The 13,886-nt window shown below is 66.3% G+C and carries 15 protein-coding genes; 8 read left to right on the top strand and 7 right to left on the bottom strand.

Annotated features, from left to right (window positions below):
• Positions 1-4: 4 nt before the first annotated feature.
• The 3 genes from A5775_RS15690 to A5775_RS15680 all read left to right on the top strand — a co-directional run bounded on the left by A5775_RS15690 (position 5) and on the right by A5775_RS15680 (position 3,522).
• Positions 5-1,726 (top strand): acyl-CoA dehydrogenase family protein, encoded by a 1,722-nt coding sequence (locus A5775_RS15690; protein ID WP_067254016.1) that lies wholly within the window; start codon positions 5-7, stop codon positions 1,724-1,726.
• Between the two features lie 168 nt (positions 1,727-1,894).
• Positions 1,895-2,590: a TetR/AcrR family transcriptional regulator gene (locus A5775_RS15685; protein WP_067254115.1), complete on the top strand. Its 696-nt coding sequence runs from the start codon at positions 1,895-1,897 to the stop codon at positions 2,588-2,590.
• Entirely contained in the window at positions 2,587-3,522 is a 936-nt protein-coding gene (locus A5775_RS15680) for a R2-like ligand-binding oxidase (RefSeq protein ID WP_067254013.1), read from the top strand. Before A5775_RS15685 ends, A5775_RS15680 begins: the two co-directional genes overlap by 4 nt.
• 24 nt (positions 3,523-3,546) lie before the next feature.
• Here the strand turns inward: A5775_RS15680 and A5775_RS15675 are convergent, their stop codons facing one another.
• Entirely contained in the window at positions 3,547-4,929 is a 1,383-nt protein-coding gene (locus A5775_RS15675) for an NADP-dependent succinic semialdehyde dehydrogenase (protein ID WP_067254112.1), read from the bottom strand.
• Positions 4,930-5,009: 80 nt separating this feature from the next.
• On the opposite strand from A5775_RS15675, the gene A5775_RS15670 reads away from it, so the two are divergent.
• Together A5775_RS15670 and A5775_RS15665 are read left to right on the top strand one after the other, a co-directional pair.
• Positions 5,010-6,656 (top strand): acetolactate synthase large subunit, encoded by a 1,647-nt coding sequence (locus tag A5775_RS15670; RefSeq protein WP_067254011.1) that lies wholly within the window; start codon positions 5,010-5,012, stop codon positions 6,654-6,656.
• Positions 6,657-6,717: 61 nt separating this feature from the next.
• A complete protein-coding gene (locus tag A5775_RS15665; protein WP_067254009.1) occupies positions 6,718-7,203 on the top strand; it encodes a DUF309 domain-containing protein in 486 nt (161 codons plus the stop codon).
• A gap of 33 nt (positions 7,204-7,236) precedes the next feature.
• On the opposite strand, the gene usfY is transcribed toward A5775_RS15665, so the two are convergent.
• Positions 7,237-7,512, bottom strand: a complete 276-nt coding sequence (usfY, locus tag A5775_RS15660) for a protein UsfY (RefSeq protein ID WP_231995193.1) — start codon at positions 7,510-7,512, stop codon at positions 7,237-7,239.
• 9 nt (positions 7,513-7,521) lie between these two features.
• Positions 7,522-7,932: a hypothetical protein gene (locus A5775_RS15655; RefSeq protein WP_067254005.1), complete on the bottom strand. Its 411-nt coding sequence runs from the start codon at positions 7,930-7,932 to the stop codon at positions 7,522-7,524.
• Positions 7,933-8,130: 198 nt separating this feature from the next.
• Here A5775_RS15655 and A5775_RS15650 point away from each other — a divergent pair, with 198 nt between their 5' ends.
• Positions 8,131-8,835 (top strand): metalloregulator ArsR/SmtB family transcription factor, encoded by a 705-nt coding sequence (locus tag A5775_RS15650; protein WP_067254002.1) that lies wholly within the window; start codon positions 8,131-8,133, stop codon positions 8,833-8,835.
• 102 nt (positions 8,836-8,937) lie between these two features.
• Here A5775_RS15650 and A5775_RS15645 read toward each other — a convergent pair whose 3' ends face one another.
• From A5775_RS15645 to A5775_RS15635, 3 genes are all read right to left on the bottom strand, one after another.
• The gene (locus A5775_RS15645; protein WP_067253999.1) at positions 8,938-9,165 is read right to left on the bottom strand and encodes a hypothetical protein; all 228 of its coding nucleotides are present in this window, start codon (positions 9,163-9,165) and stop codon (positions 8,938-8,940) included.
• A gap of 117 nt (positions 9,166-9,282) precedes the next feature.
• Positions 9,283-9,840 carry a DUF488 family protein gene (locus A5775_RS15640; RefSeq protein ID WP_067253997.1) on the bottom strand — a complete coding sequence of 186 codons (558 nt, stop codon included), beginning with the start codon at positions 9,838-9,840 and terminating at the stop codon, positions 9,283-9,285.
• Between the two features lie 18 nt (positions 9,841-9,858).
• Entirely contained in the window at positions 9,859-10,071 is a 213-nt protein-coding gene (locus A5775_RS15635) for a DUF2945 domain-containing protein (protein ID WP_067253992.1), read from the bottom strand.
• A gap of 138 nt (positions 10,072-10,209) precedes the next feature.
• Between A5775_RS15635 and A5775_RS15630 the strand changes: the two genes are divergently transcribed.
• Positions 10,210-11,121, top strand: a complete 912-nt coding sequence (locus A5775_RS15630) for a LysR family transcriptional regulator (RefSeq protein WP_067253988.1) — start codon at positions 10,210-10,212, stop codon at positions 11,119-11,121.
• 111 nt (positions 11,122-11,232) lie between these two features.
• A complete protein-coding gene (locus A5775_RS15625; RefSeq protein ID WP_067253985.1) occupies positions 11,233-12,387 on the top strand; it encodes an NAD-dependent formate dehydrogenase in 1,155 nt (384 codons plus the stop codon).
• Here A5775_RS15625 and A5775_RS15620 read toward each other — a convergent pair.
• Positions 12,375-13,841 carry a lipase maturation factor family protein gene (locus tag A5775_RS15620; RefSeq protein WP_067253982.1) on the bottom strand — a complete coding sequence of 489 codons (1,467 nt, stop codon included), beginning with the start codon at positions 13,839-13,841 and terminating at the stop codon, positions 12,375-12,377. The genes A5775_RS15625 and A5775_RS15620 overlap by 13 nt on opposite strands.
• Positions 13,842-13,886 lie beyond the last annotated feature (45 nt).

The raw sequence follows: 13,886 nt of genomic DNA, 5'->3' as shown, positions 1-13,886 counted from the left end.
CGCCATGTTGCTCAATCCCGACCACCTGCAACGCCAGTACCCCGACCGCCGCTCCACCGAGATCATGGCAGCCACGGTGGACTTCTTCGAGACCCGGGGAAAGGCGCGGTTGAAGTCCGACGACCACGAACGGGTCTGGTACTCCGAGTTTTTGGACCACATCGGCCGGGAGCGCATTTTCGCGTCGTTGCTGACACCCAGCGCCCATGGCGCTTCGGATGACTTGGCCTGCCGCTGGGACACCTACCGGATCAGTGCGTTCGCCGAGATCGTCGGCTTCTACGGGCTGAACTACTGGTACCCGTTCCAGGTCACCGCCCTGGGCCTGGGCCCGATCTGGATGAGCGCCAACTCCGATGCCAAGCGCAAGGCCGCCGCGTTGCTCGAGGCCGGGGAGGTGTTCGCGTTCGGATTGTCAGAGCAGACGCACGGCGCCGACGTCTACCAGACCGACATGAACCTGACGCCGTCTGCGGGCGGGGGCTGGAGCGCCACCGGGGAGAAGTACTACATCGGCAACGCCAACGTGGCCCGGATGGTCTCCACCTTCGGCAAGTTCGCCGGCACCTCGAAGAACGAAGCCGAGTACGTGTTCTTCGCCGCCGACTCCCAGCACGAGCGCTACCACCTGATCAAGAACGTGGTGAATTCACAGAACTACGTGGCCAACTACGCGCTGCGCGACTACCCGGTGACCGAAGCCGACATCCTGCACCGCGGCCCCGAGGCCTTCCACGCCGCGCTGAACACCGTCAACGTCTGCAAGTACAACCTCGGGTGGGGCGCGGTCGGCATGTGCACGCACGCGATGTACGAGGCGGTCACCCACGCGTCCAACCGCATCCTGTACGGGACCGTCGTCACCGACTTCACCCACGTGCGGCGGCTGCTCACCGATGCCTACGCCCGGCTGGTCGCCATGCGGCTGGTCGCCACCCGGGCCTGCGACTACATGCGCAGCGCGTCCGCCGAGGACCGCCGCTACCTGCTCTACAGCCCGCTCACCAAGGCGAAGATCACCAGCGAGGGCGAACGCGTCATCACCGCGCTGTGGGACGTCATCGCCGCCAAGGGCGTGGAGAAGGACACCATCTTTGAGGCGATGACCCGCGAGATCGGCCTGCTGCCAAGGCTGGAAGGCACCGTCCACATCAACATCGGGCTGCTGGGCAAGTTCATGCCGAACTTCTTGTTCGCCCCCACCGGGGCGCTGCCGTTGATCGGCCGCCGTGACGACGCGGCCGACGACGCCTTCCTGTTCGCGCAGGGGGCGACCGGCGGCCTGGGCAAGGTCCGTTTCCATGATTGGCGCGCGCCGTTCGACAGCTTCGGGCATCTCCCCAACGTCGCACTGCTGCGCGCACAGATCGACGTGCTCGCCGAGATGCTGGCCTCCGCCACCCCGGATGCGGTGCAGCAGAAGGACATCGACTTCGCGTTCGGGGTCGGCCAGCTGTTCGCGACCGTGCCCTACGCCCAGCTCATCCTGGAGGAGGCCGGGCTCTCCGGGGTGGACGAGGCATTGATCGACGAGATCTTCGCCGTCCTGGTCCGCGACTTCAACGGCTACGCCGTCGAGTTGAGCGACAAGCCCGCGACGACGGACGCCCAGTCCCGCTTCGCGCTCCGGATGATCCGGCGCCCCGTGCACGACCCCGCGCGCTACGACCAGATGTGGAAGGAGCACGTCCTTCCGCTCAGCGGCGCCTACCGGATGCGGCCCTGACCTCTTTGGCCTGCCGTGCCCGCCCCGTGCGCGGCTGGCCGCACGCTCGAAGCCCACTGCGCGGCTGGACGCACAGTCGGGCGCTACGCCGGTAACCTCCCGTGACCCCTTGACTGTGAGGTTCCTCACAGTAGGATGACCAGTGGTCATTCAATTGAGGAGGCGGCATTGCCGACGGTCACCTGGGCGCGCGTCGACCCCGCTCGTCGCGCCGCGATCATCGAAGCCGCGGAGTCGGAATTCGGAGCGCACGGGTTTTCCCGCGGCAGCCTGAACGTCATCGCGCGCCGCGCGGGGGTCGCCAAGGGAAGCCTGTTCCAGTACTTCGCCGACAAGCGCGACCTGTATGCGTTCATCGCCGACATCGCCAGCCAGCGGGTGCGCGCCTACATGGAAGGACGCATCCACGAACTCGACCCCAGCCGGCCCTTCTTCGAGTTCCTGACCGACTGGCTCGACACCTGGGTGGCCTACTTCGCGGATCACCCGCACGAGCGCGCTCTGCACGCCGCGGCGACCCTCGAAGTCGACACCGAGGCCCGGATCAGCGTGCAGAACGTGATCCACCGCCACTACCTGGAAGTGATGCGCCCCCTCGTGCGCGACGCGCAGGTTCGCGGCGACCTGCGCGCCGATTCGGACACCGACGCGCTGTTGTCGTTGCTGCTGTTGATCTTTCCGCACCTGGCGCTGGCGCCCTACATGCGCGGTTTGGATCCGGTCCTCGGGCTCGACGAGCCCAGCCCCGAGCAGCCGGCGCTGGCCGTGCGCAGGCTCGTCGGGGTACTGGCGGCCGCGTTCTCGGCCGCGCCGCAAGCCCTGCCGGTCAGCTCCACCCCCAAACGATCTGAGGAGGTCACATGAATCGAACCCGAATCGCCTCGATGGCCGAGGGCGGTCTCAACTGGGAAAGCTTGCCGCTCAAGCTGTTTGCGGGCGGCAACGCGAAATTCTGGAACCCGGCCGACATCGACTTCTCCCGCGACAGGGAGGACTGGGAGCGCCTCACCGACGACGAACGCAGCTATGCGACCCGGTTGTGCGCCGAGTTCATTGCCGGCGAGGAATCGGTGACCCAGGACATCCAACCGTTCATGGCCGCGATGCGCGCCGAAGGCCGGCTCGGCGACGAGATGTATCTGACGCAGTTCGCCTTCGAAGAGGCCAAGCACGTCCAGGTGTTCCGCATGTGGCTCGACGCCGTCGGCATCACCGAGGACCTGCACTACTACCTCGAGGACGTGCCGACCTACCGCACGATCTTCTACGAAGAGCTGCCCAAGTGTCTGAACGCGCTGATGGTCGATCCGTCGCCGGCCGCCCAGGTGCGGGCCTCGGTCACCTACAACCACATGGTCGAAGGCATGTTGGCGCTCACCGGGTACTTCGGCTGGCACAAGATCTGCGTGGAGCGCGGCATCCTGCCGGGCATGCAGGAGCTGGTCCGGCGAATCGGCGACGACGAGCGGCGGCACATGGCGTGGGGCACCTTCACCTGCCGCCGGCACGTCGCCGCCGACGACGCCAACTGGGGCGTCTTCGAAACGCGGATGAACGAGCTCATGCCGCTCGGACTGCGCCTGATCGAAGAGGGTTTCGCCCTTTACGACCCGATGCCCTTCGGCCTGTCGGTCGACGAGTTCATGCAGTACGCCAGCGACAAGGGGATGCGGCGGTTCGGCACCATCTCCAGCGCCCGGGGCCGGCCGCTCGCCGAGATCGACCTGGACTACTCGCCGCTGCAGCTCGAGGACACGTTCGCCGACGAGGACGAGCGGGCGCTGGCCAGCGTCTAGCGCTCACCCTGACACTGAGACGGCCTAGGAGTCACCGACCCAGACGGTCTTGGCGTTGACGAACGCGCGGATGCCCAGGCCCGCGAGTTCGCGTCCGTAGCCGGATCGTTTGACGCCGCCGAACCCCAATTCGGGATAGGACACCGTCATCCCGTTGATGAAGACCTGGCCGGCCTCGATGTCGTCGATGAAGCGCTGCTGCTCGGCCTCGTCATCGGTCCAGGCGTTGGAGCCCAGGCCGAAGGTGGTGGCGTTGGCGATCTCGATGGCCTCGTCGATGTCGGCCGCCCGGTACATCGACGCGACCGGGCCGAACACCTCCTCGGCGTACAGCGCCATGTCCTTGGTGATGTCGGTGACCACCGTCGGCGGGTAGAACCACCCCGGCCGGTCCAGGGGCTTGCCGCCGAGGCGGACGGTGGCGCCCGCGGCGGCAGCGTCGTCGACCTGCTTGGCGATCTCGTCGCGGCCCGACTCGGTGGCCAGCGGGCCCACATCGGTGTCCGGGTCGGTCGGGTCGCCGACGGTGAGTGCCTGCATGCGCTCGGTGAACTTGTCGACGAACGCGTCGTAGATGTCGGTGTGGACGATGAACCGCTTTGCGGCGATGCAGGATTGGCCGTTGTTCTGCACCCGGGCGGTCACCGCGGTCTTGGCGGCCTCGTCCAGGTTCGCCGAGGGCATCACGATGAACGGGTCGCTGCCGCCGAGCTCGAGCACGGTCGGCTTGATCTCGTCACCGGCGATGGCCGCCACCGATTGGCCGGCCGGTTCGCTGCCGGTCAGGGTCGCCGCGGCGACGCGCGGGTCGCGCAGGATGCGCTCGACGGCGCCCGAGGAGACCAGCAGCGTCTGGAAGCAGCCGTCGGGGAAGCCGCCGCGGGTGATGACGTCGGACAGGTACAGCGCGCTCTGGGGAACGTTGGACGCGTGCTTGAGGATCCCGACGTTGCCGGCCATCAGCGCCGGTGCGGCGAACCGCACGGCCTGCCACAGCGGGAAGTTCCACGGCATCACGGCCAGCACCACACCGAGCGGCTGGTAGCGGATGTAGGCCTTCTTCGCGCCGACCGCCTCGGCGTCGGCCGGCTCGTCGGCCAGCAGCTGCTCGGCGTTGTCGGCGTAGTAGCGAAAACCCTTGGCGCACTTCAGTACCTCGGCCTTGGCCGATTTCAGGGTTTTACCCATCTCCAGCGTCATCATGGCGGCGACCTCGTCGGCCTCCGCCTCCAGCAAATCGGCGGTGGCGTTTGCCCACCCGGCGCGCTGGGCAAACGTGGTGGTGTGGCGGTAGTCGAGGAAGCGCTCGTAGGCGCGGGCGATCGCGGCGTCGACTTCGTCGTCGGTGGCCGGGGTGAAGGTCTTCACCGTCTCGCCGGTAGCGGGGTTGATGGTGGCGATGGGCACCGGGCCCTCCTTCATCGGATGAGTGGCTGAAAAGTCCAACCTCCACAGTGCCACTATCGTTCCCCTAAGGGAGGTGTCGGATGACCCAAGCCGCTGAGCTGATCGTCAAGTGCCTGGAAAACGAGGGCGTTTCCGTCGTGTTCGGGCTGCCCGGCGAGGAGAACATCCGCTTCGTGCAGGCGCTGGCGTCGTCCGACATCCGCTACGTGCTCACCCGGCACGAGCAGGCCGCGTCGTTCATGGCCGAGATGTATGGCCGGGTCACCGGCCGGGCGGCGGTGGTGTCGTCCACCCTGGGACCCGGCGCGATCAACATGCAACTCGGCGTCGCCGACGCCACCACCAACAGCACCCCGCTGGTCGCCATCTCCGCGCAGGTGGGCCACGACCGCGAGTTCAAGGAGTCACACCAGTACGTCGACCTGGTGTCGATGTTCACCCCGATCACCCGGTGGGCGGCCGGCATCCCGACCGCCCGCGCCATCCCCGAGATGGTGCGTAAGGCCTTCAAGCTGGCCGAGTCCGAACGTCCGGCCGCGGTCTACCTCGCGGTGCCCGAGCACATCGATGCCGACGAGACCGACTATGACCTGGGGCCGTTGCCGCGCAACGTCGTCCGACCCGACGCCCCGGCACCCCGCCAGGTGGAACGGGCCGTCGAAATCCTGCGTGACGCGCGGCGCCCGGTGGTGCTGGCCGGGCACGGCGCCGCGCGCGCCGACGCCACCAAAGCCCTGGTGCGCTTCTCCGACGAATTCGGCATCCAGGTGGCCAACACCTTCCACGGCAAGGGCGTGATGCCCGACGATCACCACAACAGCATCGGCACGCTGGGCTTCATGGGCCACGACTACGTCAACTTCGGGTTCGACAACGCCGACGTCATCATCGCCGTCGGCTACGAGTTGCAGGAATTCGACCCGATCCGGATCAACCCGCAGGCCGACAAGAAGATCATCCACATTCACCGGTTCCCGGCCGAGGTCGACGCGCACTACTCGGTCGACGTGGGGATCATCGGGGACATCAGCGATTCGCTGAACGCCCTCACCGACGCGCTTTCCGGTCACAGCTTCAGCCACGCCGCCGACGCGCCCGGGTCGGGCCTGCTCGCCGAGGAATTCGCTCGGGGCCAACAGGATTCGCGCTACCCGCTGGCGCCGGCGCGGGTGGTCGCCGATACCCGCGCGGCGCTGGGCCGCAGCGACGTCGTTTTGGTCGACACCGGCGCCACCAAGATGTGGATGGCCCGGCTTTATCCGACGTACGAAAGGAACACCTGCCTGATTTCAAATGGCCTGTCCACCATGAGCTTTGCCCTTCCGGGAGCGCTGGGCGTGAAGCTGGCGCGGCCGGAGTCCAAGGTGCTGGCCGTCGCCGGCGACGGCGCGTTCTTGATGAACTCGCAAGAAATCGAGACGGCCGTCCGCGAGCGGATTCCGCTGGTGGTGCTGATTTGGGAGGACGGCGGGTACGGCCTCATCGAATGGAAGATGGATCTCGAACTCGGGGCGCATTACTACGTGAAGTTCAACAATCCCGACGTGGTGACGTACGCGGAAAGCTTCGGCGCCAAGGGGTATCGCATCAACAGCGCCGAGGAGCTGCTGCCCACGTTGCGCGCCGCGCTCGATGACGACGGCGTCTCGCTGATCAGCTGCCCGGTCGACTATTCGGAGAACCTGCGGCTGACCGACCGCCTCGGTGAACTGGACGAAACGCTGTAACTCTCAAACCTCTTGCCCAACTATGTGATGCGTAGGGTTCCACATGCGTCATGATGGAAAGATGACCGAGCGGGATCGCGACGAATCGGGTCGGCCACGAAGCGCCCGACCGCGCGACGATCTGGGCCGGCCCCTTCCGCCGGGCAGCGCGGGCGTGGCGCGCGTTCCGGACGACCTGGTGCTGGCGCCGGCCGAGACCCTCGCCTATGCCCAGGATCTGCTGGATCGGGGCCTCGCGTTCAACGCTCACGAGGTGCTCGAGGCGGCCTGGAAGAACGGCCCGGCCGACGAGCAGGCACTGTGGCAGGCCCTGACGCAGCTCGCGGTGGGGATCACGCACGCCCAGCGGGGCAACCTCAAGGGTGCAGCCACACTGCTTCGTCGGGCCTCGGCCCACCTTGCCCAGGGGGATCGGCCGGCTCCGCACGGCATCGACACCGCCGGGCTGGTGGGCTTTGCCGATGCGCTGATCGACGACCTCGCTGCCGGGGTCGACGTCACCGCGTCGCGGCTACGGCCCCGTCTGGTGATCCGAAATGCCAAATAGCCCAACAGGATCGGGGGGAGGGGGGCGTCCCCGCTAACAGTTTTGTTGACCCTCCAAGAGGGCGACCCTGCGAAGTTCCACGACGAACCATAGCGACGCGGCGACGACGGCGAGCAGCGCGATGACCGCCATCGTGGTGAGCCATTCGTAATGCTGGTAGGCGGCGACGGCGACGGTGGCGATGATGCCGGCTAATGCGACTCCCAGCAGGATGAACCCGGGCCAAAAGAAGTTGTCTTTCATCGTGAGGCCGGCGCGGGGTTGTGTGGTGCGGTGCCGATCCGTCGGGTCATGATGTGTGTCGCCCATGGCTCCCTTTCAGTGAATTCCCTCGTAACGGTGGATGACCCGCACTGGTGCTTGATATCGGGGAACGTAGACGTCGAACAGCAGAATCGCGCCGATTGTCGTCACGAGCCAAACCATGACCGTGGTGGCGAGCCATGATGCGGCCCCATGGATGCTGAGTCCGTGCGTCGACACCGACGCAAAGCTGATAGCGACAAGGGTCAGGGTCAGACCGCTGCATCCCAGAAGCAGCGACGCATATCCGTACGGCAACTTCAGGAACTTCACTGAGAGGGTGGTCTGCGCTGTCGAGAAAAGCAGCACGGCGACGATGAGGCCCGACGCCGACAATGCAACATGGGGAACGATCCTCGCCGCCAGCACCAGTCCGATTGTCCACGTTGCCGACCGCGCGGCGGTGCGTAGCAGAAAGTGCGTCACGGCACTAGCGGCTTTACTCCGGCGCGATCGCGTCGCGGTCGACAATGCGCGCGGGTAGCCTGATCTTCAATCCGTTCAATGAGGGCGGCGGCTTGGGGGATGACCATGACTGCTCCTGCAACTAACGGATAATTAATTACATTTTAGAAATAATTGGCTGTAACGTCAAGGCTCATTTTGATCGAGAAGTTAGGCGCGATGGACCAACTGCGACGCGACGCCTCCGGGATCGGTGCCCTCGCCGACCCGGTGCGCTACGAGCTGTACCGGTTTGTGTGTTCACAACCCGGGCCGGTGAGCCGTGACCAGGCAGCCGAAGTGGTGGGAATTGCCCGGCATCAGGCGAAGTTTCATCTAGATCGGCTGACGGCCGAGGGCCTACTGGAATGTGACTACGCCCGGTTGACGGGGCGGTCAGGTCCGGGAGCGGGCCGCACCTCGAAACTGTATCGGCGAGTCCGTCGTGACATCGCGGTCAGTTTGCCGCAACGCCAATATGAGTTGGCCGGGCGGCTGATGGGACAAGCCATCGTCGAGTCCCAGCAAAGCGGTGTGCCCGTAGTAAAGGTGTTGCACCGCATCGCCCGTGACTACGGCCGGAGCATCACGGCTGCCGCGCTCAGCGCTGGCCGGCGGCCGCTGTCCGACGCGCGCGCAGCGCTCAAGTTGGTAGCACGGTTGTTGCGGGACTACGGATATGAACCGCGTCACGCCGACGACGCGCTGTATCTGGTCAACTGTCCCTTCCATGCGCTGGCTCAGGAACAGACCGAATTGGCCTGCGGCATGAACCATGCGCTGATCAACGGAATGGTCGATGCGGTGACTCCGCACTGCCTCCATGCCCGGCTACAGCCGGCTCCGGGGCAGTGTTGTGTAGTTGTCACACCAAGCGCTGAATAGCGTTCGGGGACAGCGCAGTTGCTGGTCGGCGGCTTTACCACCTCGTGATGCGCCAAACCTTGTGGGTCAGGCGGGTTCTCGCGGCACAAGTAGCGACGTGGTTCAGCCGCGGTCCGGGTTGACGAGGACGAAGTATTCACCCATGCTGATCCGCCCGGCCGCGAAGGCGACCAGGTGCCCGATCTCCTCGGGGTTGGGGAACCGGCCCTGCAAGACGCTGGTAGCGATGACGTTGCGCACCGCGCAGCGGTCGGCGTGCGGCAGGTCTGCGGACCGTTCATCGACGATGTGCCACATTAACGCCAGCTCATCTGCATCGTCCCATGTCACGACCGCTCACTCGATCCTTACGGGGTGGTGATCGATGGGGACCAGAGCTCCTCAACGCTAACGGACAATAACTCATACCTTAGAACAGGCCGACTTCAGCATCAAGCAATGCATGTTTCAGGCACCGCCGGCGTCCGCCGGGTACGTGACGTGGTTGCGCTCGTCGACCACCGGCGTGGCGCCCCATTGACCGAGGCGGTGCTGCCGTGGGGCGGATCCGCTGATGAGGTGCCATACCGTCCAACCTTGGGCGACAAGGCTGTTCGCGATCAGTTGTCGATGGCACCGCCAGGGCACGGGCTCGCCGCACATGATCGCCACCCGGTTTGAGCGGGCGAGGACGATCAGTCGCTTGAGGCCGCGCTGGTATTCCTCGGTGAGGGTGTAGTCGGCGTAGTTCTTGAAGCTCGCGTTGTGCCAGCCGGCGTTGATGCCGGGATCGACGCCTTGTTGACGGCGGCGTCCCCCGAGTTCGGGAAGGTGGAGGTAGCCGATGCCGGCGTCGTTGAGCCAGCGCGACATCTCCGCACTGCCGAACTGAGGGTTGCGCCGCGAGCCGGGCTGGGCGCGCACGTCGACGAGCAGGTTGATCTGGGCGTGATCCAGGGGTTCCAGGAAGGTCGGCACCGGGCATGTCCAGTGTCCGATGGTCCAGATCTCGCCGTGCTCGCTCATGGTTGTGTCAGGCTCGTTCTAATCGATCTTCTCCAGCGCGTCGCCCTTGTGCATCGCGATGTGGTCGGTTTTGTCGCTTCTGATCTCGTATTGCGGATCGTCTTTCGTGCAATGCCGTTTGTGGCCTTTGTACTCGGTGTCACGGGTGTGCTTCTTGACGATGACGCCGCTGACGTGACCGGCTTCTGAATTCCATCTGACGTGGTCTCCGACCTCGAAGTGCTTCGACATCGTGCGCCTCCTTCGTGGGTGTACTGCTCGCGCTGTGGTGAACCGTCTCGGGTTTGATATACCTCGCAGCACCGGAGGAAAACGCCCGCCACCAAGACGAGTGGCGGCCCGCGGCCGGCGACGTGGTCGAATGGGCACATGCTGTTTCGTCAGCTGGAGTATTTCGTCGCGCTGGCCTCCGAGCGCCACTTCGCGCGCGCCGCGCGGGCTTGCTATGTGTCTCAGCCCGCGCTGTCGGAGGCCATCCGCAAGCTGGAATCCGAACTCAACGTCCCGCTGGTGCGGCGCGGGCAGAGGTTCGAAGGCCTCACCCCCGAGGGCGAGCGGCTGGTGCCCTGGGCCCGGCGCATCCTCGCGGACCGCGACGCGCTCAAACAGGAAGTCACCGCGTTGCAGGCCGGGCTGACCGGCGAGCTGCGGCTCGGGGTGGTCCCGGCGGCCTCGACCACCGTTGCGCTGCTTACGGATCCGTTCTGCGCCGCCCATCCCCTGGTGCGGGTCCGGCTCGAAGTCAATCTGCGCTCGGCCGGGATCGTCGACAGGGTCCGCAAGTTCGAATTGGACGCCGGCATTCTCTATCCGGACCAACAGGACACGGCTGACCTGCTGGTCACCCCGCTCTACCACGAGCAGCCCGTGCTCCTTGCCGCGGCCGAACTGCTGGACGGCGCATCGGACACCATCGCCTGGGCGGACGCCATGCGGCTGCCGCTGTGCCTGCTGACCCAGGGCATGCGTGGGCGCCGGGTCATCGACGACGCGTTGGCCACCCACGACCTGCAGGTCACGCCACAGCTGGAAACCGACTCCGTGGCAGCGCTGTTCGCGCATGTGCGCACCGGCCGGTGGGCGAGCATCGTGCCGCAACCGTGGCTCCATACCCTGGGCGTTCCCGCCGGGGCCAGCGTGCTGCGGCTGCGGCGGCCCTCGGTCACCGCGCTCATTGCGCTGGTCACCAACCGGGCGGAGCCGGGCTCCCTGCTGGCCCGGGCGTTGCGACGGACCGCGCGCGAGGCGCGCATCGGTGCCACGCTCAGCGAGCCGCCCTAGCCGCCGCCTCCACTGATCGGCGTTGCCTATCAGCCGGTCGGAATCTCGTCTTGGACAGCCCCGCGGCCATCCCGTGAGACTGGGCTTGATCGCCAGTCAAAGGAGAATTCAATGGCCAAATGCGTGATGGTGCTCTATCCCGACCCCGTCGACGGATACCCCCCGACCTACGCCCGCGACAGCATCCCGACGATCCACCGGTACCCCGACGGCAGCACCGTGCCGACCCCGTCGACGATCGACTTCACCCCCGGTGAGCTGCTCGGCTGCGTGTCGGGAGCCCTCGGGCTGCGCAAGTTTTTCGAAGACGCCGGGCACGAGTTGGTGGTGACGTCGGATAAGGACGGGCCCGACTCGGAGTTCGAACGTGAGCTGCCCGACGCCGAAATCGTGATCTCGCAACCGTTTTGGCCGGCCTACCTGACCAAGGAACGCATCGCCAAGGCGCCCAAACTCAAGCTGGCGTTGACCGCCGGCATCGGCTCGGACCACGTGGATCTGGATGCGGCGAAAGAGCGCGGGATCACGGTGGCCGAGGTGACGTACAGCAACAGCATCAGCGTCGCCGAGCACGCGGTGATGCAGATCCTGGCGCTGGTACGCAATTTCGTGCCGTCGCACCGGTGGGCCTCCGAAGGCGGCTGGAACATCGCCGATTGCGTCGAGCGCGCCTACGACCTCGAGGGCATGGACGTGGGGGTGATCGCCGCCGGACGGATCGGGCGCGCGGTGCTGCGCCGGCTGGCGCCGTTCGACGTCAACCTGCACTACACCGACACGCGCCGGCTGGCGCCGGACGTGGAGAGGGAACTGAACGTGACGTTTCATCCCACCGTGGAATCGTTGGTGCGGGCGGTCGACGTGGTGTCCATCCACTCGCCGCTGTACGACGACACCCGCGGGATGTTCGACGAGAAGCTGATTTCGACGATGCGGCGCGGCTCCTACATCGTCAACACCGCCCGCGCGGAGGAGACCGTCCCGGACGCGATCGCCGAGGCGCTGCGCACCGGCCAGCTCGGCGGCTACGCCGGGGACGTGTGGTATCCGCAGCCACCACCAACCGGGCACCCGTGGCGGACGATGCCGAACAACGCGATGACTCCGCATGTTTCGGGCACCACGCTGTCCGCGCAGGCGCGCTACGCCGCCGGCACCCGGGAGATCCTGGAAGGCTGGTTCGCCGGCAAGCCCCTTCGCCCGGAGTATCTGATCGTCGAGGGCGGAAAGCTCGCCGGCACCGGGGCGCTCTCCTACCAAAAGTAGTCGTGCGACCGCGGATTCGCCGTCGTCAGTGACATGGGCGGGACGTAGCCACCCACCAGTGCGCGATGCCACCACGCCCGATCACGGCGCAGCTCGGCCGGGGTGGTGAAGCGGTACTGATAGAGCTGGGCGCGCACGTACCGGGGCGGCGAATCCGGGAAGGGGTTGTGGCGCAACAGACGCAGGGTCGGCCGGTCGTTGCGTAGCAGCCGCTGCAGAAACGGTCTCAGCCAGGGCTGCGCGTAGCCCGGCGAAATCGCGGCGAACCACATCAGCCAGTCCAGGCGCAGGTGGTAGGGGGCCCACTGGCGCGGCAGCCGGCGCACCCCGCCCGGCTTGCCCTTGAATTCGTATTCCCGCCAGACGGTCTGGTGGGTGAGGTGGGTATCGTCGGTGCCCTCGATCACCACCTCCCGGCGAATCCGCCCGATGCTACCGAACGCCCCGTAGGTGTTCACGAGGTGAAATGAGTTGAAAGACATGTTCATTCGCTGACGCGCGGACAGCATGTTGCGGATCGGCCAGTAGCTCATGAACAGCACGGCCGCCGTGACCACGACGACCAGGCCGACAAACCACGGCGGCGTCTCCGGCAGGCCGCCGTGCGCCGGGCGAAAGCCGCCGGGCAGCAGCAACGCGACCGACGTGTCGTCGATCGCGCTGCACGCCAACAGAATCGTCACCCAGTTGAGCCAGGCGAAATTTCCCGACGCGACCAGCCACAGCTGGGTGACGACGATGATCGCCGCGGCCACGCTGGCCACCGGCTGTGGCGCGAACAATCCGAACGGCACGATCAGCTGCGCGACATGGTTGCCGGCCACCTCGACACGGTGCAGCGGTTTGGGCAGATGGTGGAAGAACCAGCTCAGCGGCCCGGGCATGGGCTGTGTCTCATGGTGGTAGTACAAACACGTCAGGTCGCGCCAGCACGGGTCGCCGCGCATCTTGATCAGTCCCGCGCCGAATTCGACTCGGAACAACAGCAATCTGACCATCCACAACGTCAGCACCGGCGGCGCCACGTCGTGGTTGCCGATAAAGATCATCAGGAACCCGGTCTCGAGCAGCAGCGACTCCCAGCCGAACGAGTACCAGGTTTGTCCGACGTTGACGATCGAGAGATAGACCACCCACAGCGTCAGCCACATCGCCATCGCGGCCCACAGCGGCACCGCATCGGTCGCCCCGGCGACGACGGCCGCCGACAGCGCCGCGCCGAACCAGGCGAGCGCCGCGAACAGCCGATCGGAATAGCGCAGGTGAAAGATGCTCGGCGTGCGCCAAAACGACTGACTCGCCACGAACCGCGGAATGGGCAGTATCCCGTGTTCGCCGATGAGCGCGCGGAATTGCGCGGCGGCGGCGACGAACGCCAGCAGATAGACCGCCGCGGCGCCGCGCTCGAGCACCAGTCTGCCCACCCCGTATTCGGGTGCGGAAAACCAGCTCATGGCGCTCACTCCTCGGTCGCTGGCGGTTACGCCAACCCGCATATC

Source organism: Mycobacterium sp. 852002-10029_SCH5224772 (genome assembly GCF_001667315.1).
GTDB lineage: Bacteria > Actinomycetota > Actinomycetes > Mycobacteriales > Mycobacteriaceae > Mycobacterium.
Note: the sequence above shows the minus strand (reverse complement) of the source record. Positions and strands in the feature narration are given on the sequence as shown.

Bases quoted from the DNA above. Each gene is read 5' to 3' on its own strand.
- A5775_RS15690 (WP_067254016.1), top strand. From the start codon at position 5: ATGTTGCTCAATCCCGACCACCTGCAACGCCAGTACCCCGACCGCCGC.
- A5775_RS15680 (WP_067254013.1), top strand. From the start codon at position 2,587: ATGAATCGAACCCGAATCGCCTCGATGGCCGAGGGCGGTCTCAACTGG.
- A5775_RS15670 (WP_067254011.1), top strand. From the start codon at position 5,010: ATGACCCAAGCCGCTGAGCTGATCGTCAAGTGCCTGGAAAACGAGGGC.
- A5775_RS15665 (WP_067254009.1), top strand. From the start codon at position 6,718: ATGACCGAGCGGGATCGCGACGAATCGGGTCGGCCACGAAGCGCCCGA.
- usfY (WP_231995193.1), bottom strand. From the start codon at position 7,512: ATGGGCGACACACATCATGACCCGACGGATCGGCACCGCACCACACAA.
- A5775_RS15650 (WP_067254002.1), top strand. From the start codon at position 8,131: ATGGACCAACTGCGACGCGACGCCTCCGGGATCGGTGCCCTCGCCGAC.
- A5775_RS15640 (WP_067253997.1), bottom strand. From the start codon at position 9,840: ATGAGCGAGCACGGCGAGATCTGGACCATCGGACACTGGACATGCCCG.
- A5775_RS15635 (WP_067253992.1), bottom strand. From the start codon at position 10,071: ATGTCGAAGCACTTCGAGGTCGGAGACCACGTCAGATGGAATTCAGAA.
- A5775_RS15630 (WP_067253988.1), top strand. From the start codon at position 10,210: ATGCTGTTTCGTCAGCTGGAGTATTTCGTCGCGCTGGCCTCCGAGCGC.
- A5775_RS15625 (WP_067253985.1), top strand. From the start codon at position 11,233: ATGGCCAAATGCGTGATGGTGCTCTATCCCGACCCCGTCGACGGATAC.
- A5775_RS15620 (WP_067253982.1), bottom strand. From the start codon at position 13,841: ATGAGCTGGTTTTCCGCACCCGAATACGGGGTGGGCAGACTGGTGCTC.